Annotated in this window: 17 protein-coding genes; 13 read left to right on the forward strand and 4 right to left on the reverse strand. The window is 70.8% G+C overall.

Annotation, left to right across the window (positions count from 1 at the left end):
• The first annotated feature begins 5 nt into the window (after nt 1-5).
• The 3 genes from RMT89_RS02470 (at nt 6) to mmpA (ending at nt 1,358) form a co-directional block, all read left to right on the forward strand.
• On the forward strand, nt 6-704 hold the full coding sequence (locus tag RMT89_RS02470) for an endonuclease V (protein ID WP_315882222.1): 699 nt from the start codon (nt 6-8) through the stop codon (nt 702-704).
• Between the two features lie 90 nt (nt 705-794).
• A complete protein-coding gene (locus RMT89_RS02475) occupies nt 795-1,136 on the forward strand; it encodes a hypothetical protein (RefSeq protein ID WP_315882223.1) in 342 nt (113 codons plus the stop codon).
• A 75-nt stretch (nt 1,137-1,211) separates the two neighbouring features.
• Nucleotides 1,212-1,358, forward strand: a complete 147-nt coding sequence (gene mmpA / locus RMT89_RS02480; protein ID WP_399497505.1) for a morphogenic membrane protein MmpA — start codon at nt 1,212-1,214, stop codon at nt 1,356-1,358.
• 3 nt (nt 1,359-1,361) lie between these two features.
• Here mmpA and RMT89_RS02485 read toward each other — a convergent pair whose 3' ends face one another.
• Complete coding sequence (locus tag RMT89_RS02485) at nt 1,362-2,540, reverse strand: saccharopine dehydrogenase NADP-binding domain-containing protein (RefSeq protein ID WP_315882225.1); 1,179 nt, start codon at nt 2,538-2,540, stop codon at nt 1,362-1,364.
• 92 nt (nt 2,541-2,632) lie between these two features.
• Between RMT89_RS02485 and RMT89_RS02490 the strand changes: the two genes are divergently transcribed.
• From RMT89_RS02490 to RMT89_RS02510, 5 genes are all read left to right on the forward strand, one after another.
• Nucleotides 2,633-3,013 (forward strand): MmcQ/YjbR family DNA-binding protein, encoded by a 381-nt coding sequence (locus tag RMT89_RS02490; RefSeq protein ID WP_315882226.1) that lies wholly within the window; start codon nt 2,633-2,635, stop codon nt 3,011-3,013.
• Between the two features lie 114 nt (nt 3,014-3,127).
• Nucleotides 3,128-4,258: a CaiB/BaiF CoA-transferase family protein gene (locus RMT89_RS02495; protein ID WP_315882227.1), complete on the forward strand. Its 1,131-nt coding sequence runs from the start codon at nt 3,128-3,130 to the stop codon at nt 4,256-4,258.
• Complete coding sequence (locus RMT89_RS02500; RefSeq protein ID WP_315882228.1) at nt 4,255-5,397, forward strand: acyl-CoA dehydrogenase family protein; 1,143 nt, start codon at nt 4,255-4,257, stop codon at nt 5,395-5,397. The genes RMT89_RS02495 and RMT89_RS02500 overlap by 4 nt, the downstream gene beginning before the upstream one ends.
• 21 nt (nt 5,398-5,418) lie before the next feature.
• Entirely contained in the window at nt 5,419-6,633 is a 1,215-nt protein-coding gene (locus RMT89_RS02505) for an acetyl-CoA C-acetyltransferase (RefSeq protein ID WP_315882229.1), read from the forward strand.
• A 41-nt stretch (nt 6,634-6,674) separates the two neighbouring features.
• Nucleotides 6,675-8,843 (forward strand): 3-hydroxyacyl-CoA dehydrogenase NAD-binding domain-containing protein, encoded by a 2,169-nt coding sequence (locus RMT89_RS02510; protein ID WP_315882230.1) that lies wholly within the window; start codon nt 6,675-6,677, stop codon nt 8,841-8,843.
• Nucleotides 8,844-8,850: 7 nt separating this feature from the next.
• On the opposite strand, the gene RMT89_RS02515 is transcribed toward RMT89_RS02510, so the two are convergent.
• Nucleotides 8,851-9,576, reverse strand: coding sequence for a MerR family transcriptional regulator (locus RMT89_RS02515; protein WP_315882231.1), 726 nt, complete (start codon nt 9,574-9,576; stop codon nt 8,851-8,853).
• Between the two features lie 254 nt (nt 9,577-9,830).
• Here RMT89_RS02515 and RMT89_RS02520 point away from each other — a divergent pair, with 254 nt between their 5' ends.
• Nucleotides 9,831-11,297, forward strand: coding sequence for an amino acid permease (locus tag RMT89_RS02520; RefSeq protein ID WP_315882232.1), 1,467 nt, complete (start codon nt 9,831-9,833; stop codon nt 11,295-11,297).
• Between the two features lie 74 nt (nt 11,298-11,371).
• A complete protein-coding gene (locus RMT89_RS02525) occupies nt 11,372-11,848 on the forward strand; it encodes a macro domain-containing protein (protein WP_315882233.1) in 477 nt (158 codons plus the stop codon).
• Between the two features lie 47 nt (nt 11,849-11,895).
• On the opposite strand, the gene RMT89_RS02530 is transcribed toward RMT89_RS02525, so the two are convergent.
• Nucleotides 11,896-13,389, reverse strand: coding sequence for a M1 family metallopeptidase (locus tag RMT89_RS02530; protein WP_315882234.1), 1,494 nt, complete (start codon nt 13,387-13,389; stop codon nt 11,896-11,898).
• A gap of 189 nt (nt 13,390-13,578) precedes the next feature.
• Here RMT89_RS02530 and RMT89_RS02535 point away from each other — a divergent pair, with 189 nt between their 5' ends.
• From RMT89_RS02535 to RMT89_RS02545, 3 genes are all read left to right on the forward strand, one after another.
• Nucleotides 13,579-15,519: a Xaa-Pro dipeptidyl-peptidase gene (locus tag RMT89_RS02535; protein WP_315882235.1), complete on the forward strand. Its 1,941-nt coding sequence runs from the start codon at nt 13,579-13,581 to the stop codon at nt 15,517-15,519.
• Complete coding sequence (locus tag RMT89_RS02540) at nt 15,516-16,763, forward strand: M14 family metallocarboxypeptidase (protein ID WP_315882236.1); 1,248 nt, start codon at nt 15,516-15,518, stop codon at nt 16,761-16,763. Before RMT89_RS02535 ends, RMT89_RS02540 begins: the two co-directional genes overlap by 4 nt.
• 65 nt (nt 16,764-16,828) lie before the next feature.
• Nucleotides 16,829-18,532 (forward strand): BCCT family transporter, encoded by a 1,704-nt coding sequence (locus RMT89_RS02545; protein ID WP_315882237.1) that lies wholly within the window; start codon nt 16,829-16,831, stop codon nt 18,530-18,532.
• A 233-nt stretch (nt 18,533-18,765) separates the two neighbouring features.
• Here RMT89_RS02545 and RMT89_RS02550 read toward each other — a convergent pair whose 3' ends face one another.
• Nucleotides 18,766-19,635, reverse strand: a complete 870-nt coding sequence (locus tag RMT89_RS02550) for an FAD-dependent oxidoreductase (RefSeq protein ID WP_399497507.1) — start codon at nt 19,633-19,635, stop codon at nt 18,766-18,768.
• Between the last annotated feature and the right edge of the window lie 130 nt (nt 19,636-19,765).

Raw genomic sequence — 19,765 nt, forward strand, 5'->3', positions numbered from 1 at the left:
CCATCATGACGACCGTACGCACCCCCGCGGGCTGGCCCGCCACCGAGGAAGACGCCCGTGCCGTCCAGGACGAGCTGCGCGCACGCGTGATTCTCGACGAGCCGGGCCCACCGCCCGGCACCGGGCACGTCACCGGCGTCGACGTGGCCTACGACGACGAACTGGACGTCATGGCCGCCGCGGCCGTCGTCCTGGACGCGGCCACCCTGGAAGTGGTCGCGGAGGCGACGGCCGTCGGCCGGATCTCCTTCCCGTACGTGCCGGGCCTGCTCGCCTTCCGGGAGATCCCCACCGTCCAGGCCGTGCTCGACGCCCTGCCGTGCCCGCCGGGCCTGGTGGTCTGCGACGGCTACGGTCTCGCCCACCCCCGCCGCTTCGGCCTCGCCAGCCACCTCGGCGTCCTCACCGGGCTGCCCACCATCGGCGTCGCGAAGAACCCGTTCACCTTCTCCTACGACGAGCCGGACCCCGCGCGAGGAGCGTCGTCCCCGCTGCTCTCCGGCACCGAGGAGGTCGGCCGCGCCCTGCGCACCCGGGAGGCCGTCAAGCCGGTCTTCGTGTCGGTCGGCCACCGCGTCACCCTGGACAACGCCTGCGCCCACACGCTCGCCCTGACTCCGTCGTACCGCCTCCCGGAGACCACCCGCAGGGCGGACGCGCTGTGCCGGCGGGCGCTGCGCGAGGCGACGGCTCCGAACGAGTAACTCGCCGCACAGGCCCGGGCGGACAGGCGCCGGTCATGGGGGCGCACCCTCTTCGAGGCCCAGCGCAACCCGGTGGCCTGGGCGGGCCGTGTGCGCGAAGCGGCCGTCGCGGACGGGCACCGGACACCGGAACTCGATGCCGTGCCGGTCATGGCGGCCGACCGGGACGAGTGGAGCCGTGGCCGCGAGCTCTTCGGCCGGGTCCGGGGCGCCGGAATCGACGCCGAGGACCAGCTGGTGTTCCGGCTGGCGGAACTGGTGGCCAAACTCGCCCACAACGCGGCGGGTCCTTGGCCGTACTCCGACTGTCACGCGGGCTGGGAGATCGGTCCGCTCGCCTGCCGGATCGCGGCGGCGTCCGCCGATCCCGCTCTCCGGGGCCGCCTCGAAGCAGCGCTGGGGGACTGGCCCCCTTCGGAGAACGCCGTCTGAGTACGGCGTCTGAGTACCCGTACGGATGTCCGCGCCCGGCCCGCTCGACAGGCTGGGCGCATGACCTCGCACCGCATGACCTCCCACCGCTCCCCGAAGCCGCTCGCCGACCCCAACCGCCCGGTCGAGCGCGCCGTGACGGCCGCGCTCGTCCTCGCCGCGCTCGCGGGTCTTGCCTGGATCTGCGGGATGATCTACACCGTGGCTCAGTGGCCCCTGTAGGAACTACCGGCTCGCGGCCACCCGGAACACGATTCCCGCGCGCCGGAGCCGTTCCGTCAGCGCGTCGCCCATGGCGACGGCCGTGGTGACCTGGCCTGCCGTGGAGGGCAGTTCGTCGAAGGCCAGGCAGAGCGCGGACTCGGCGAGCATCTTCGCCGTCTCGTCGTAGCCGGGGTCGCCGCCCGAGACCTCGGTGAAGACCCGGCGGCCACCGCCCTGCCCGACGAAGCGCACCGAGAACCAGCTCTTCGCCCGCTTCTCCGGGCTCGGTCCGTCCCCAGGCTTGAGCCGGTCCGACAGCCACCGGCGCGCGGGCGGCAGTTGGGCTGCGGCGGCGAGGCCGCCCACGCCCACCACACCGGCCACCGCGACGGGCAGATGCCGTACGGCCGCGTAGTGCCGGTAGCGGAAGTCGGGGCCGTAGCGCTCCAGGGCCTTCGCCGAGCGGCGGACGATCTGCGGGTCGATGGTCGGCAGCGGCAGGGCCCAGGCGCCGACCTCCCCGGCGTACCGGGGCGTGCCCATCGGGGCGAGGGCCCGGCGGCCCACAAGCCGCGGTTCGTGCCGGTGACGGTCCCGTGCGGCGGCGATCATCTGGCGTCCGCGCGCGAACTGGCCCAGTGCCGAGGCGAACGTCCCGCCCGAGAACATGGCATCCGCGGTCACGAACCCGTCCACCGTCAGCGGCACCCCCTCCGGCAGCTGCCGGACCGTGAAGTACGCGCCCAGATCGTGCGGCACGGAGTCGAACCCGGCCGCATGGACGATCCGGGCGCCGGTCTCCCGCGCGCGTGCGTCATGGCGGACGTACATCAGGTCCACGAACTCCGGCTCACCGCTGAGGTCGAGATAGTCCGTACCGCTGTCCGCGCAGGCGGCGACGAGCTCCTCGCCGTACCGCACATAGGGGCCCACCGTCGTGGCCACCACGCGCGCGTGCCGGGCGAGTTCCCGCAGCGAGGCGGCGTCCGCCACGTCCGCGCGCAGGACGCCGACCCGCTCGCCGCCGGGCAGCCGTTCGCGCAACCGCTCCAGTTTCGCCTCGTCGCGGCCCGCGACCGCCCAGCGCAGCCCGTCGGGCGCGTGCGCCGCGAGGTACTCCGCGGTGAGCGCCCCGGCGAAGCCGGTGGCCCCGAAGAGCACGATGTCGTAGGGACGGTCCGTCTTGCTCATCCTGCTCATGACACCTCTCGGTCCCGCACCACGCGCCGTTGTCGGTGGCCGAGGCTAGCGTGAGGAGTGCGGAGCCCGACGACGAGCCCTGGAGGCAGCGGATGGCCGTGGACCGGAACGCCCTGAAGAAGTGGGAGAAAGTACGCCAGTTCGCCCTGGGCATGCCCGGCGCGGCCGAGGAGTTCCCTTGGGGCGAGACCGTCGCGAAGGTCAACAAGAAGGTGTTCGTCTTCCTCGGCGTCGACGACGGCAGCTATCCGCTGGGCGTCACCGTGAAGCTCAAGGGCGAGGCGGCCCACGCCCACGCGCTGACCTGCCCCGGCGCCGAACCCGCGGGCTACGGCCTGGGCAAGGCCGGCTGGGTGAGCATCCCGCTGGAGCAGAACGGCGCCCCGCGCGCGGAACTGCTGTGCGACTGGGTGGAGGAGAGCTACCGCACGATCGCGCCGAAGAGGCTCATAGCGGAGCTGGACGGGGGCTGAGCGGGCGCCGAAACTTCACTAAGCGCTTGCTCGCGCAGGTCTTGTGCTCACTGACACAAATTCCTAACATTCTTGGTGTTACATCAGTAGTGTCACACCAACTCTGGGGACCGGATGGCAAAGACGCCAGAACACGGCCCGCTCACCGGCGTACGCGTCGTGGAGCTGGCCGGCATCGGGCCCGGCCCGTTCGCCGCGATGCTCCTCGCCGACCTCGGCGCCGATGTCGTCCGCGTGGACCGGCCCGGCGGCCCCGGACTCGCGATCGATCCCGCGTACGACGTCACCAACCGCAACAAGCGCTCGGTGATCGTCGACCTGAAGACCCCCGAAGGACCCGCGCGGGTGCTCGACCTCGCCGCCCGCGCGGACATTCTCATCGAGGGCTACCGCCCCGGCGTCGCCGAACGCCTCGGCGTGGGCCCCGAGGACTGCCGGGCCCGCAACCCCCGGCTCGTCTACGGCCGGATGACCGGCTGGGGCCAGGAGGGCCCCCTCGCCCAGCGCGCCGGGCACGACATCGCGTACATCGCGCTCACCGGCACCCTCGGCATGATCGGCGCCCCCGACGAACCCCCGCCCGCCCCGGCGAACCTGCTCGGCGACTACGCGGGCGGCTCCCTGTACCTCGTCGTCGGTGTCCTCGCCGCCCTGCACCACGCGTGCGCGACCGGCGCAGGCCAGGTCGTGGACGCCGCGATCGTGGACGGCACCGCCCATCTCTCCGCGATGATCCACGGCATGCTCGCCGCCGGTGGCTGGCAGGACCGCCGCGCCGCCAACCTCCTCGACGGGGGCTGCCCGTACTACGGCACCTACGAGACCGCCGACGGCAAGTACATGGCGGTCGGCGCCCTGGAGCCGCAGTTCTACGACGCCTTCCTGGACCTGCTCGGCGTCGAGGGACACACGGACGCGCGCAAGGACTGGACGCGCTGGGGCGAGCTGCGCGAGGCGGTCACCGCCCGCTTCAAGACCCGTACCAGAGACGAGTGGACGGCCGTCTTCGAGGGCTCCGACGCCTGCGTGGCGCCCGTCCTCTCGCTGACCGAGGCCCCGCACGACCCGCATCTGGCCGCCCGTGGCACCTTCACCGACCACGGCGGCATCACCCAGCCCGCCCCCGCGCCCCGCTTCTCCGCGACCCCCACCGCCGTGCGCTCCGGGCCCGCGCAGCCCGGCGCCGACACCGCTGACGTGGCGCGCGACTGGGACGTACCCGATCTGATGAAGGGCCTCGAATGAAGCGGCGGATCTTCTCCGACGAGCACGACGCCTTCCGCGAGACCGTGCGCAGCTTCCTCACCAAGGAGGTGCTGCCGTTCTACGAGCAGTGGGAGAAGGACGGCATCGTCTCCCGCGACGCCTGGCGCGCGGCCGGAAAGCAGGGGCTGCTGGGCCTCGCCGTGCCCGAGGAGTACGGGGGCGGCGGCACCGCGGACTTCCGCTACAGCGCCGTACTTGCCGAGGAGTTCACGCGCGCGGGCGCTCCCGGTCTCGCGCTCGGCCTGCACAACGACATCATCGGCCCGTATCTGACCGCCCTCGCCACCGAGGAGCAGAAGCGCCGCTGGCTGCCCGGCTTCTGCGACGGATCGCTGATCACGGCCATCGCCATGACCGAGCCGGGCGCGGGCTCCGACCTCCAGGGCATCCGGACGCACGCCGAGGACCGGGGTGACCACTGGCTGCTCAGCGGCTCGAAGACGTTCATCTCCAACGGCATCCTCGCCGACCTGGTGATCGTGGTCGCGAAGACGACCCCGGAGGGCGGCGCGCACGGACTGTCCCTGCTGGTCGTCGAGCGTGGCACGGAGGGCTTCGAGCGCGGCCGCAACCTCGACAAGATCGGCCAGAAGGCGCAGGACACGGCCGAGTTGTTCTTCCACGACGTCCGCGTGCCCAGGCAGAACCTCCTCGGTGACCTCAACGGCGCGTTCGTGCACCTGATGACGAACCTCGCGCAGGAGCGCCTGAGCATCGCCGTCTCCGCCATCGCCGCCGTCGAGCACCTCCTGGAGATCACCACGGAGTACGTCAAGGAGCGCGAGGCCTTCGGCCGGCCGCTGGCCACCAAGCAGCACATCCGGTTCGAGATAGCGGAGATGGCCACCGAGTGCGCCGTCACCCGCACCTTCCTCGACCGCTGTATCGAGGACCACTCGGCCGGGCAACTCGACGCGGTGCACGCCTCCATGGCCAAGTGGTGGGCGACCGAACTCCAGAAGCGGGTCGCCGACCGCTGCCTGCAACTGCACGGCGGCTACGGCTACATGAGCGAATACCCCGTCGCCCGGGCCTTCACCGACGGACGCATCCAGACCATCTACGGCGGGACGACCGAGATCATGAAGGAGATCATCGGCCGTTCCCTGCTGGGCTGACCCTCACCGAAAGGCTTCCCTGTGAGCACCGAAGCGTACGTGTACGACGCGATCCGCACCCCGCGCGGCCGCGGCAAGGCGAACGGCGCCCTGCACGGCACCAAGCCCATCGACCTGGTCGTCGGACTCATCCACGAGATCCGCGACCGCTTCCCCGGCCTCGACCCGGCCGCCATCGACGACATCGTGCTGGGCGTCGTCGGCCCGGTCGGCGACCAGGGCTCCGACATCGCCCGGATCGCCGCCGTCGCCGCGGGACTTCCGGACACGGTGGCCGGCGTCCAGGAGAACCGCTTCTGTGCGTCGGGCCTTGAGGCCGTCAACATGGCCGCGATGAAGGTCCGTTCGGGCTGGGAGGACCTCGTCCTCGCGGGCGGAGTGGAGTCCATGTCCCGGGTGCCGATGGCCTCCGACGGCGGCGCCTGGTTCAACGACCCGATGACCAACCTCGCCGTCAACTTCGTGCCGCAGGGCATCGGCGCCGACCTGATCGCCACCATCGAGGGATTCTCCCGGCGGGACGTCGACGAGTACGCGGCCCTCTCGCAGGAGCGGGCGGCCACCGCCTGGAAGGAGGGCCGCTTCGAGAAGTCCGTCGTCCCGGTGAGGGACCGCAGCGGCCTGGTCGTCCTCGACCACGACGAGCACATGCGCCCCGGCACCACCGCCGACTCCCTGGCCAGGCTGAAGCCGTCCTTCGCGGACATCGGCGACCTCGGCGGCTTCGACGCCGTGGCGCTCCAGAAGTACCACTGGGTCGAGAAGATCGACCACGTCCACCACGCGGGCAACTCATCCGGCATCGTCGACGGCGCCTCCCTCGTCGCCATCGGCACCAAGGAGGTCGGCGAGCGCTACGGCCTCACCCCGCGCGCGCGGATCGTCTCCGCGGCCGTGTCCGGCTCCGAGCCCACGATCATGCTCACCGGTCCCGCGCCCGCCACCCGCAAGGCCCTCGCCAAGGCCGGGCTGACCATCGACGACATCGACCTCGTCGAGATCAACGAGGCGTTCGCGGCGGTCGTCCTGCGCTTCGTGAAGGACATGGGCCTGTCCCTGGACAAGGTCAACGTCAACGGCGGCGCCATCGCCCTCGGCCACCCGCTCGGCGCCACCGGCGCGATGATCCTCGGCTCGCTCGTCGACGAACTGGAGCGCCAGGACAAGCGCTACGGCCTAGCCACCCTCTGCGTGGGCGGCGGCATGGGCATCGCCACGATCGTCGAACGCGTCTGAACACCCCAGCGGCCACACGAGACTTCTACGGAGATCCCCTCATGACTTCCACCATCCGCTGGGAACAGGACCGCACCGGGGTCGTCACCCTCGTCATCGACGACCCCAACCAGTCCGCCAACACCATGAACCAGGCCTTCCGCGACTCCCTCGCGCAGGTCACCGACCGTCTGGAGGCCGAGAAGGACACCGTCCGCGGTGTCATCATCACCTCCGCCAAGAAGACCTTCTTCGCCGGCGGCGACCTGCGCGACCTGATCCGGGTCACCCCCGAGACGGCCCAGGAGCTGTTCGACGGCGGCATGGCCATCAAGCGGAACCTGCGCCGCATCGAGACCCTCGGCAAGCCGGTCGTCGCCGCGCTCAACGGCGCGGCCCTCGGCGGCGGTTACGAGATCGCGCTCGCCTGCCACCACCGCATCGCCCTCGACGCGCCCGGCTCGAAGATCGGCTGCCCCGAGGTCACCCTCGGCCTGCTCCCGGGCGGCGGCGGCGTGGTCCGCACGGTCCGCCTGCTGGGCATCGCCGACGCCCTCCTGAAGGTCCTCCTCCAGGGCACCCAGTACAACCCGCAGCGCGCCCTCCAGAACGGCCTCGTCGACGACGTGGCCACCACCCAGGAGGAACTGCTCACCAAGGCCCGCGCCTTCATCGAGGCCAACCCCGAATCGCAGCAGCCCTGGGACAAGCCCGGCTACCGCATCCCCGGCGGCACCCCCGCGAACCCCAGGTTCGCGGCCAACCTGCCCGCCTTCCCGGCCGGCCTGCGCAAGCAGACGGGCGGCGCCCCCTACCCGGCCCCGCGCAACATCCTCGCGGCGGCGGTCGAGGGCTCCCAGGTCGACTTCGAGACCGCGCAGGTCATCGAGGCGCGCTACTTCGTCGAACTGGCCGCGGGCCAGACCTCGAAGAACATGATCCAGGCGTTCTTCTTCGACCTCCAGGCCGTCAACTCCGGCGCCAACCGTCCCAAGGGCATCGAACCGCGCCAGGTCCGCAAGGTCGCCGTCCTGGGCGCCGGGATGATGGGCGCGGGCATCGCGTACTCGTGCGCCCGCGCGGGAATCGACGTGGTCCTGAAGGACGTCACCCTGGAAGCGGCCGTCAAGGGCAAGGGCTACTCCGAGACGCTCTGCGCGAAGGCCGTGAGCCGGGGTCGTACGACCCAGGAGAAGGCGGACGCGCTGCTCGCCCGCATCACGCCGACCGCCGATCCCGCCGAACTCGCGGGCTGTGACGCCGTCATCGAGGCGGTCTTCGAGAACCCGGAGCTCAAGCACAAGGTCTTCCAGGAGATCCAGCACATCGTCGAGCCGGACGCGCTGCTGTGCTCCAACACCTCGACGCTCCCGATCACCGCCCTCGCCGAAGGCGTGGAGCGCCAGTCGGACTTCATCGGCCTGCACTTCTTCTCGCCGGTCGACAAGATGCCGCTCGTCGAGATCATCAAGGGCGAGCGGACCGGCGAGGAGGCGCTGGCCAGGGCCTTCGACCTGGTGCGCCAGATCAAGAAGACCCCGATCGTGGTCAACGACTCGCGCGGCTTCTTCACCTCCCGGGTGATCGGCCACTTCATCAACGAGGGCGTGGCGATGGTGGGCGAGGGCATCGAGCCCGCCTCCGTCGAACAGGCGGCGGCCCAGGCGGGCTACCCGGCGAAGGTCCTCTCCCTGATGGACGAGCTGACGCTCACCCTCCCGCGCAAGATCCGCAACGAGTCCAAGCGGGCCGTCGAGGAGGCGGGCGGCACCTGGCAGACGCACCCCGCGGAGGCCGTGATCGACCGGATGGTCGACGAGTTCGAAAGGCCGGGCCGCAGCGGCGGAGCGGGCTTCTACGACTACGACGAGACCGGCAAGCGCGCGGGCCTGTGGCCGGGCCTGCGCGAACACTTCACTCGCGAGGGCGCGGAGATCCCCTTCCAGGACATGCAGGAACGCATGCTCTTCGCGGAGGCCCTGGACACCGTCCGCCTCTTGGAGGAGGGAGTCCTCACCTCGGTGGCGGACGCGAACATCGGCTCCATCTTCGGCATCGGCTTCCCCGGCTGGACGGGCGGCGTCCTCCAGTACATCAACGGCTACGAGGGCGGCGTACCGGGCTTCGTGGCACGCGCGCGTGAACTGGCCGAGCGCTACGGCGACCGCTTCACGCCGCCGGCGCTGCTGGTGGAGAAGGCGGGGAAGGGGGAGCGGTTCACGGACGCGTAAGGGGATCTCAGCCGGCGGATCCGTCCAGCCCGGACGGATCCGCCGCCTTGACCCACTCCCGCAGCTCCTCCTTCAACGACCGCTGGAACGAGGTCAACAGGGCCTGCACGACCAGCGGCTGCATGTCGGAGGAGAGCGACTTCACGTCCTGGGCCGCCCGCTCGGAGACCTCACCGCGGAACAGCTGCGACAACTCGTGCGCGGCGGCCCGCGAGTGCTCGATCAGCACCTTCCGCGCGGCGAGGATCGCCTCCTGCGACAACGGCATGTCGAGCAGCCGCACCCCGAGCCGCAGCAGCCCGACGTCCACCCGGAACGCCTCCCCGTCGGCCCTGATCACCCCCATCGCGGACAGCCGCTCCACGTCCTCGTCGGCCAGCTCCCGCCCGGCCCGTCGCTCCAGCTCCGCCCGCGTCACCGTCTCCACGGCGTCCGGTGCCCAGGAGGCCACCACGGCCCGGTGGATGGCGAGATCGTCGGGGCTCAGCCCGGGCGGCAGCCGCTGCATGTACCGCTCGATCGCCGCCAGCGTCATCCCCTGCTGCTGAAGCTCCTCGATCAGCGCCAGCCGCGCCAGATGATCCCGGCCGTAGTGCCCCACCCGACGCGGACCGATCACCGGCGGCGGCAGCAGCCCCTTGGTGCCGTAGAACCGCACGGTACGGACCGTGACGCCGGCCCGCGCGGCCAGCTCGTCGATGGTGAGGGTCGGGTCCCCGGCGTCGGTCTTCATGTGCAGCAGTATCGCTGTCTCACCACTGCTGTGAAACCTGTCCGGGCGCCCGGAAGTGATCACGAGGAGTTCCTCGGACCTTCATGTGCCGATCATGTGAGATGTTCCGCTCTGTGACGTCCGCCACCGCGTGAGGGGCCGCCCGTGGGGGAAGGTGGCGCCTTGGTCTGTGCTCTTACCAAGGGCGCGGGCCATACGTACGTCCGGACACCCGAGCGTGATCCGCTCGGGCGCACCAGAGAGTGGTACCTCCCGTGAGCAAGGACGCCGTGGACACGGCACAGGCCGCATCCCCCACCGTGGCGGCCCAGGCGCCCGCGGATGCGGGCGACGCCGGTTACAGCAAGGACCTCAAGGCCCGCCACGTCAACATGATCGCCATCGGCGGAGCGATCGGCACCGGACTCTTCCTGGGCGCCGGAGGACGCCTCCACAACGCCGGACCGGCGCTGGCCATCGCCTACCTGGTCTGCGGCATCTTCGCCTTCTTCGTCGTACGGGCCCTCGGTGAGCTGGTCCTGTACCGGCCCTCCTCCGGTTCCTTCGTGTCGTACGCGCGCGAGTTCCTCGGCGAGAAGGGCGCCTACGTCGCCGGCTGGATGTACTTCCTGAACTGGTCCACGACCGGTATCGCCGACATCACCGCGATCGCGCTCTACACGCACTACTGGAGCGCCTTCACCGACATCCCGCAGTGGGTGCTCGCCCTGATCGCCCTCGCGGTGGTGCTGGCCGTGAACCTGATCTCGGTGAAGATCTTCGGCGAGATGGAGTTCTGGTTCGCGATCATCAAGGTCGCCACGCTGGTGGCGTTCATGTTCGTCGGCATCTTCCTGCTGGCCACCCAGCACGAGGTGGGCGGCACGACGCCCGGCCTGAGCGTGATCACCGACAACGGCGGTGTCCTCCCGAACGGCCTGATGCCGGTCGTCCTGGTCATGCAGGGCGTGATCTTCGCGTACGCCGCCCTGGAGCTGGTCGGTGTCGCCGCCGGCGAGACCGCCGAGCCGGAGAAGGTCGTCCCGCGCGCGGTGAACTCGATCATGTGGCGCGTGGGCCTGTTCTACGTCGGCTCGGTCGTCCTGCTCGCCCTGCTGCTCCCCGGCTCGGTGTACTCCGCCGACGAGAGCCCCTTCGTCACCGTCCTGTCGAAGATCGGCGTCGAGGGCGCCGGTGACGTGATGAACCTGGTGGTCCTCACCGCCGCCATGTCCTCGCTCAACTCCGGCCTGTACTCCACCGGCCGCATCCTGCGCTCCATGGCCATGGCGGGCTCCGCCCCCAAGTTCACCGCCCGTATGAACCGCAGCCAGGTGCCCTACGGCGGCATCCTGCTGACCTGCGCGGTGTGTGTGCTCGGTGTCGGCCTGAACTTCCTGATGCCGAGCCAGGCCTTCGAGATCGTGCTGAACGTCGCCTCCCTCGGCATCATCAGCACCTGGGTGATCATCATGATCTGCCACCTGCTGTTCGTCCGCCGCGCCAAGGCCGGTCTGGTCGCCCGTCCCTCCTTCCGCCTCCCCGGCAGCCCGGTCACGGAGATCGTCACGATCGCCTTCCTGCTCGCCGTGCTCGGTCTGATGTGGAACGACCCCGAGGTCGGCCGCAAGACCCTGCTGCTCATCCCGGTCATCGCGGTGATGCTGGTCGCCGGCTGGTTCGGCGTCCGGCGCCGGGTGGCGAGGACGCAGGAACAGGAGCTGGCCGAGCTCACCAAGTAGCCCGGCCGTAAATCCAGGGGCCACTGAACCTGGGTACCAGCATCAATGTCAGTGGCGGCGCCTACGGTGGCGTCATGTCGGAGATCACTTATGTCCGGGGTGACGCCACCGTGCCGTCGGTGAAGGGCGTCAAGGTGATCGCCCATCTCTGCAACGACATCGGGGGATGGGGCAAGGGCTTCGTGCTCGCCGTGTCGCGCCGCTGGCCGGAGCCGGAGAAGGCGTACCGCGCCTGGCACCGCGACCGCGCCGGTAACGACTTCGGCCTGGGAGCCGTGCAGTTCGTCCAGGTCGAGCCGTACGTCTGGGTGGCCAACATGGTCGGTCAGCGCGGCATACGCACCGGCAGCAAGGGCGTCCCGGTGCGCTACGAGGCGATCGACGCGGCGCTGCGACGGCTGGCGGACAAGGCGACCGAGCTCGGCGCCTCCGTGCACATGCCGCGCATGGGCTGCGGGCCGGCGGGCGGCAAGTGGTCCCGTGTCGAGCCGCTGATCGCCGAACGGCTGGCGCGGCGGGGGATACCGGTCACGGTCTACGACCATGACTGACCGGGCGGGTGGCCCAGGCCCGACGTACCCGGGCCACCCATAGCCTCCTAGCGGTCGTGCACGTCGCCCGTCGCCGAGAGCTTCTGCCACGACTTCGGCTGCGCCGGAGCGGAGGTCTCCCGCGCGACGGACGCCTCGCGCGCGGCGGGCGCGGCCGGCTTCGACGGCTGGAACAGCCAGGTGTCGAAGAACGCCGCCAGCGGCTGCCCGGACACCTGCTCGGCATACGCCTGGAAGTCGGCCACGGTCGCGTTGCCGTAGGCGTACTTGTTCGTCCAGCCCTTCAGGATCGCGAAGAAGTCCTCGTCGCCGATCTCGTTCCGCAGCGCCTGGAGGGCCAGCGCGCCCCGGTCGTAGACCGCGATGTGGAACTGGTTGTCCGGCCCCGGGTCACCGGGCCGCACCGTCCAGAACGGATCCTCGGCCGCGCGCGTGGCGTACACGTAGTCGGCGATCTCCTGTGCCGTCCCCTCGCCCTCGCGCTCGGACCACAGCCACTCCGAGTAGCGCGCGAAGCCCTCGTTGATCCAGATGTCCTTCCACCCGGCCACCGACACGAGGTTGCCGTACCACTGGTGCGCGAGCTCGTGCACGACCAGGAAGGTGTTCGTCCCGTTCGCGAACCGGGACGGGCTGTAGAAGGGCCGGGTCTGCGTCTCCAGCGCGTACCGGGTGGTGGTGTTGGGCACGTACCCGCCGAGCGCGTTGTAGGGATACGGCCCGAAGTACTCGCTCAGCCAGTCGGCGATCTCCCCGGACCGCTCGATGCTCGCCCGCGCCGCGTTGTAGTTGTCGCCCAGGTCCTTGCTGTAGGCGTTGACGACGGGGATCCCGCTCTCGGTCGTCCCGGTGGTGATGTCGAACCTGCCGACCGCGAGCGTGGCGAGATAGGTCGCCTGCGGCTTGTTGGACCGCCAGTTGTAGCGGGTCCAGCCGAGCCGTGAACTCGTCGACTGGAGCGTGCCGTTGGAGATGGCCTGGGTGCCGTCCGGGACCTGGACCGACACATCGTAGGTGGCCTTGTCGAGCGGGTGGTCGTTGCTCGGGAACCACCACCAGGCGGCCTCGGGCTCGTTGGCGGCGACTCCGCCGTCCGCGGTGCGGTGCCAGTTGGTGAAGCCGTACGCCTTCTCGCTGGACGGCACGCCGCTGTAGCGCACCACGACGGTGACCGGGGTGTTCTTGGCGAGCGGTTGCTTCGGGGTGATCTCCAGTTCGTGCTCGCCGGAGGTGGTGAACGACGCCTTCGCGCCGTTGACCCGCACCTCGCCGACGTCCAGCAGGAAGTCCAGGTTGAACCGCGAGAGGTCCTGGGTGGTGCGCGCCAGCAGGGTCGCCGTGCCCTCCAGGCGGTCGGTCGCGGGCTGGTACTTCAGCCGGAGGTCGTAGTGCGAGACGTCGTAGCCGCCGTTGCCGTAGGCCGGGTAGTAGGGATCGCCGATGCCCGGGGCGCCGGGGGCGGAACTCGCGGCCGATGCCGGGATCGCCAGCAGTACGGAGGCCGCCGCGAGCGCGCCCGGCGCGAAGAGTCTGCGGTGCACGAAAGCTCCAAGTCGTAGGGGACCGAAGGCTGTTCGAACCCTATTCACTCCCTGTGCCCCGCAGGTGTCCACCGGCGCGGCTGTCACACGATCGCCATTCGGCCGTCACGAGCCGACAGCTCCCTCGGACCACTGCCGCGTCCGGTTGCCCTCTTCTGCACGGGAGTTGACCGATGTACCGTCCCGCGCATGCCGATACGCACGCGCTTCACGATCTGGAGACCGCTCGCGACGGCGGCCACGGCCGCCTTGATGGCCACCTTGCTCTCACCCGTGACGGCCCAAGCGGCCCCGCGCACGAGCGAACCCGTCTACTCCTACGACTCCGCCATCCGCGAGGCCGTATGGGTCGACACCGGACTCGACGGAGACGCCGACGGACGCACCGACCGGGTCGCCGTCGACATCGTCCGCCCCCGTGAACCCGCCCAACAGGGCCGCAAGATACCCGTCATCATGGACGCCAGCCCCTACTACTCCTGCTGCGGACGGGGCAACGAGAGCCAGAAGAAGACGTACGACGCGGACGGCGACGTCGTCCAGATGCCGCTGTTCTACGACAACTACTTCGTGCCCCGCGGCTACGCCTTCGTCGGCGTCGACCTCGCCGGCACCAACCGCTCCGACGGCTGCGTCGATGTCGGCGGACGCTCCGACATCCAGTCCGCCAAGGCCGTCATCGACTGGCTGAACGGTCGCGGCAAGGCCTACACCACGCGCACCGGCACCACCCGCGCCAAGGCCACGAGCTGGACCAACGGCAAGACCGGCATGATCGGCAAGAGCTACGACGGCACCATCGCCAACGGCGTCGCCGCGACCGGAGTCGAGGGCCTGGAGACGATCGTCCCCATCGGCGCCATCTCCTCCTGGTACGACTACTACTTCGCCCAGGGCGCCCCGCTCTTCGACTCGGGCCCCGACTGGCTGTCGAACTACGTCGAGAGCCCCGACGCCCGCGCCCGCTGTGCCGCCGTACAGCAGAGGATCGCCCAGGGCGCCCCGCGCACCGGCGCGTGGACGCCGCTGTGGAGCGAGCGGAACTACGTGCCGGACGCCGACCAGGTCGAGGCCAGCGTCTTCGTGATCCACGGCATGCAGGACCTCAACGTCCGCGCCAAGCAGTTCGGTCAGTGGTGGGACGCGCTCGCGAGGAACGGCGTCGACCGCAAGATCTGGCTCTCCCAGGCCGGCCACGTCGACCCCTTCGACTTCCGGCGCGCCGAGTGGGTGGACGCCCTGCACCGCTGGTTCGACCACGAACTGCTGGGCTACGACAACGGCATCGACGACGAACCGATGGCCGACATCGAACGGCGCCCCGACGAGTGGGTGACGTCGAACGTCTGGCCGCCGCGCGGCACCGAGCGGACGACCCTGCGCCCCGCCGACGGACCCCAGGAGGGCGTCGGCACCCTCGGCCTCACCTCCGGCACCGGCACCGAGACCTTCACCGACAACCCGGAGCGCGACGAGACCGACTGGGCCGCCCGCATCGACCAACCGACCCCCGACAAGGCGGGCTTCGTCACCGGAGCGCTCACCCGCGACCTGCGTCTGTCCGGCTCCTCGAAGGTCACCGTCACCGCGACCCCGTCCACCACCACCGCCCGCCTCTCGGCCGTCCTCGTGGACCTCGGCCCCGACACCATCCGCGACTACGCCACCGCGGGCGAGGGCATCACCACCCTCACCGAGCGCACCTGCTGGGGCGCGAGCACCACCGGCGACAGCGCCTGCTTCAAGGAGACCGCGGCCAAGACGGCGGACGTCGACTACACGGTCCTCAGCCGCGGCTGGGCCGACCTCGCCTCGACCGGGGGAGCGCCGCTCACGCCCGGCAAGCCGTACACCCTCACCCTCGACCTGGCGGCCACCGACCATGTCGTCCCGGCCGGACACCGGCTCGCCCTGATCGTCGCGGGCACCGACAGGGACCTCATCGAACCGCCGTCCACGAAACCGACCCTGACGCTCGATCTGTCCCGCACCTCGGCCCGTGTGCCGCTGGTCGGCGGCGCCGAGGCCTTCCGCAAGGCCACCTCGGGTGCGACCGCCGTGCCCGGCGAGGCCGTCCTCGACGGTGTGAGCGAGCCGCGTACCGCCCAGCGTGTCCCGGAGGCCTCGTGAAGTCCCGTATCGCCGCGGTGATCGCGGCCGCCCTCGCCGCACCCCTGCTGTCGATCCCGGCGCACGCGGCGGAGACCCCGCCCCGCACCGGCTTCGAGGAGTCGGGCGGCGCCCGCTGGACCAGCCGGCCCGAGGAGCAGGACTTCCTCGCGGCTGTCGACAAGGCGAGCGACCGTGTGGCGATCAGCCGGATCGGCACCACCAAGCGGGACCGACCGCTCCAGCTCGTCCGTATCGGCACCCGCCCGACCACCCGCACCGTCCTGCTGGTGTGCAGCCAGCACGGCGACGAGCCCTCGGGCCGCGAGGCCTGCCTGACCACGATCCGCGATCTGGCCTACGGCGACGACGAGCGGACCCGGCGGCTGCTGAGGACCACGACGGTTCTCGTGGTGCCCACCGCCAACCCCGACGGCCGCGCCGCGAACACCCGCGGCAACAGCGACGGCGTCGACATCAACCGCGACCACATCGCCCTGCAGACCGCCGAGGCACGGGCGCTGGCCGCGGTTCTCCGCGACCGGAAGCCGGACGTGGTCTACGACCTGCACGAGTACGGCGGCACACCCCCGTACTACGACAAGGACCTGTTCGATCTCTGGCCGCGCAACCTCAACACGGCCCCGGCCGTGCACGAGGAGGCACAGAACCTGTCGCTGGACTACGTGCGGCCCGCGGCCGAGGCGGACGGCTACACGACCGGGACGTACGGCATCTGGACCGACCCCGTCACCGGCGAACCCATCCGGCAGGTCGCCGGGGACGGCCAGGAGCGCATCCTGCGGAACATGTCCGGAATCAAGGCCACCGTCGGCCTGCTCATCGAGAGCCGCGTGGAACCCCTGGCCGAAGTCCCGGAACCGGTCAACAACCTGCGCCGGGTGAACTCCCAACGCTCGGCACTGGATGGCCTGTTCGCCTTCGCCGGGGAGCGCGGCAGGCAGGTCGACGCGGCCACCTCCGCCGCCAGGATCGCCGGCTGGCGCGACACCGGCCCGGTCTACGTCGGCGGCGCCGACAACGACCCGCCCGAGCCCGCCGAGGTGATCCAGGACCCGCCCTGCGGCTACCGCCTGACGGACGAACAGTACGCGCAGGTCAAGGACGAACTCGCCCTGCACGGAGTGCGGACGCAGGGCACGTACGTCCCGCTGCGCCAGTCCCTGCGCGCCCTCGTCCCGCTGCTCCTCGACCAACGCGCCCCGTACCACCTCACGGCCGCGGAGCCCGACGCCGACTGCTGAAGCAGCTCCGATCGGCGGCACCTGTGGTACTCCGTAGCCATGCTTTTCGGGAGAAGGTGCCGCACATGACGGAAGACCTGAAGAAAAGGGGTGGCTGGGAAGGCCCGCCGGACGTTCCCAGCCACCAGCCCACCTACCGTGTGGTCTTCGGCGTCACCGCCGTCATCACCGTGGCCTTCGTGATCTGGGGCTCGGTGGCGACGGACTCGCTGGAGAGCGTCTCCAGCAAGATGCTCGACGGCCTGATCCACAACGGCGGCTGGGCCTTCATGCTCGCCGCCTCCTGCTTCGTCGTCCTCGCCCTCTGGCTCGCCGTCAGCCGTTACGGCCGTATCCACCTCGGCGCCGAGGGCGAGGAGCCCGAGTTCCGCACCGTGTCCTGGGTCGCGATGATGTTCAGCGCGGGCATGGGCATCGGCCTGATGTTCTACGGCGTGACCGAGCCGCTCTCGCACTACACGACTCCGCCGCCGGGCACCGACCCCGCCGACTCCGCGGAACGCATGGAGACGGCGATGGCGACCACCCTCTTCCACTGGACGCTGCATCCCTGGGCGATCTACGCGGTGGTCGGCCTCGGCATCGCCTACAGCGCCTTCCGCAGGCGCCGCCGCCAGACCATCAGCGCCGTCTTCACCCCGCTGATCGGCGAGAAGCACGCGAACGGCGCCGGCGGCCGGGTCATCGACATCCTCGCGATCATCGCCACCGTCTTCGGCTCCGCGGCCTCCCTCGGCCTCGGCGCCCTCCAGATCGGCTCCGGTTTCCAGGAGATGGACTGGATGGACGAGGTGAGCGAGGGCCTGCTCGTCGCCATCATCGCCGTACTGACCCTGGCCTTCGTCGCCTCGGCCGTCTCCGGCGTCGAGCGGGGCATCCAGTGGCTGTCCAACACGAACATGGTGCTCGCGCTGATCCTCGCCGTGTTCGTGTTCATCGCGGGCCCCACGATCATCGTGCTCGATCTGCTGCCCACCTCGGTCTTCGCCTACCTCGGCGATCTGCCCCAGCTCGCGGGCCGCACCGAGGCCAGCGGCGGCGAGGGAGTCGCGGACTGGCTCGGCAGCTGGACCGTCTTCTACTGGGCCTGGTGGATCTCCTGGACGCCCTTCGTCGGCATGTTCATCGCCTGCATCAGCCGCGGGCGCACCATCCGGCAGTTCGTCGGAGGCGTGATCCTCGTGCCCAGCACCGTCAGCCTCGGCTGGTTCGCGATCTTCGGCGGTACGGCGATGAAGCTGAAGGAGGGCGGCGCGCTGGGCGGCGAGGACACCCCCGAAGGGCAACTCTTCGGCCTGCTCCAGGAGTTCCCCATCACCACGGCCACCAGCCTGCTGGTGATGATCCTGGTCGGCATCTTCTTCGTGTCGGGAGCCGACGCCGCGTCCATCGTGATGGGCACCCTCTCCCAGAAGGGCGCGCTCGAACCCAGCCGGCTCGTCGTGGTGTTCTGGGGTGTGGTGACCGGAGCGGTCGCGGCCATCATGCTGCTCGTCGGCAGCGGTCAGGGCGACGCGCTCACCGGCCTGCAGGACCTGACGATCCTGGCCGCCGCGCCCTTCGTCCTGGTGATGATCGGCATGTGTGTCGCCCTCATGCGCGACCTGCGCCAGGACCCCGTCATCGTGCGCGGCGAGATGGGCAACGAGGCCGTCGAACTCGCCGTGATCGCGGGCCACCGCAAGTACGACGGTGACTTCGCCCTCAAGATCGGCCCGGGCCCCGGCACCGAGACGGAGGGCGACCCCCTGGGCCACGACCACTCCTGACGGCCTGTGTCACGTCCCCGGCCGGGCGCGCGTCGTCTGGCACGCACTCCCCCAGAGGGGGGACACCCCCAGCCGCGTTGCCGAACCACTCACGTGGCTCTGCCATGAGGGCGCTCCGGCGCCTTGCGATCGCACGCTCCCCCCCGCGCGAACGGCTTCGCCGACTCGCGCGGGGGCACGCGCATCGCCGCCGCGCGCTGATCCGACCGGGGATGTGACACGGGCTCTGACCCTCAGGAGGCGAGGGCGGCCGCCTCCTCCGCGCAGCCCCAGGCCACCGTCACTCCGGCGCCGCCATGGCCGTAGTTGTGCACCAACAGCCGCCCGTCCGGCAGGAGTCCGCGCTCCAGGCGGACCGCGTCCCGCACCGGCCGCAGCCCCACCCGGTGGTCCAGGACCCGGGCCCCGGCGATCTCCGGCCGCAGCTCGGCACAGCGCCCCACGATCGCCTCGGCCACCTTCGGATCGGGCTCCAGCGACCAGGCGCCCTCCTCCGCCGTACCGCCGAGCAGCAGCCGGCCGGGCTGCGGAAAGAAGTACGCCATCTCCCCCGAGGCATCACTGGAGGTGAGCCAGGTGTCGATGCCCGGGTTCTCCACGACCACCAACTGCCCCCGTACGGGCCGCACGGACGGATCCGGCACCAGCTCCCGCGCGCCGAGCCCCGTGCAGTTGATCACGACCGGCGCCTCCGCCTCCGCGAGCGCCGACACCTCACGTGTCTCGATCGACCCGCCCGCGCCGAGGAACCGTTCCCGCAGCCACGGCAGATGAGTCGACATGTCGATGAGCGGCAACCGGGCCGACAGTCCCGCCCCGTCCGGCGCGGCCCGCAGCCCCGGCACCCGCCGGGCCGCCCAGGCGTCCGCCCCGTCCAGATCCCCTTCGCCCAGTACCCCTTCGACCATGCGTACGCCCGTGGCCTCGGGCCGCCGAGCCAGCTCCTCGTACACATCGAAGGAACGCAGCGCCCAGCCCCGGGCCAGGGCAAGCGGTTTGATCTTGTACGGCCACCACAGCGCGCCCGCGACCGCCGAGGTGGTCCGCTCGACGGGGTCCCGCGTCCACACCCGCACCGGACGGCCGCCCTCGGCCAGGACCATCGCCGTGGTCAGCCCGATGACCCCGCCTCCGACCACGATGACTTCGTCGTTCCGCCGCTTCTCCACCCGGGGACGGTAGCGGAATGTGCCATGCCGTGCTCACATCACCCCCGCGCTGGGGATACTCACT

The sequence above is a fragment of the Streptomyces sp. P17 genome (assembly GCF_032436805.1).
Taxonomy (GTDB): Bacteria; Actinomycetota; Actinomycetes; order Streptomycetales; family Streptomycetaceae; genus Streptomyces.

Coding starts and splice junctions, on each gene's coding strand:
- RMT89_RS02550 (WP_399497507.1), bottom strand. CDS start 19,635: ATGGTCCTGGCCGAGGGCGGCCGTCCGGTGCGGGTGTGGACGCGGGAC.
- RMT89_RS02490 (WP_315882226.1), top strand. CDS start 2,633: ATGGCCGTGGACCGGAACGCCCTGAAGAAGTGGGAGAAAGTACGCCAG.
- mmpA (WP_399497505.1), top strand. CDS start 1,212: ATGACCTCCCACCGCTCCCCGAAGCCGCTCGCCGACCCCAACCGCCCG.
- RMT89_RS02535 (WP_315882235.1), top strand. CDS start 13,579: ATGCCGATACGCACGCGCTTCACGATCTGGAGACCGCTCGCGACGGCG.
- RMT89_RS02485 (WP_315882225.1), bottom strand. CDS start 2,540: ATGAGCAGGATGAGCAAGACGGACCGTCCCTACGACATCGTGCTCTTC.
- RMT89_RS02545 (WP_315882237.1), top strand. CDS start 16,829: ATGACGGAAGACCTGAAGAAAAGGGGTGGCTGGGAAGGCCCGCCGGAC.
- RMT89_RS02495 (WP_315882227.1), top strand. CDS start 3,128: ATGGCAAAGACGCCAGAACACGGCCCGCTCACCGGCGTACGCGTCGTG.
- RMT89_RS02515 (WP_315882231.1), bottom strand. CDS start 9,576: ATGAAGACCGACGCCGGGGACCCGACCCTCACCATCGACGAGCTGGCC.
- RMT89_RS02510 (WP_315882230.1), top strand. CDS start 6,675: ATGACTTCCACCATCCGCTGGGAACAGGACCGCACCGGGGTCGTCACC.
- RMT89_RS02470 (WP_315882222.1), top strand. CDS start 6: ATGACGACCGTACGCACCCCCGCGGGCTGGCCCGCCACCGAGGAAGAC.
- RMT89_RS02500 (WP_315882228.1), top strand. CDS start 4,255: ATGAAGCGGCGGATCTTCTCCGACGAGCACGACGCCTTCCGCGAGACC.
- RMT89_RS02525 (WP_315882233.1), top strand. CDS start 11,372: ATGTCGGAGATCACTTATGTCCGGGGTGACGCCACCGTGCCGTCGGTG.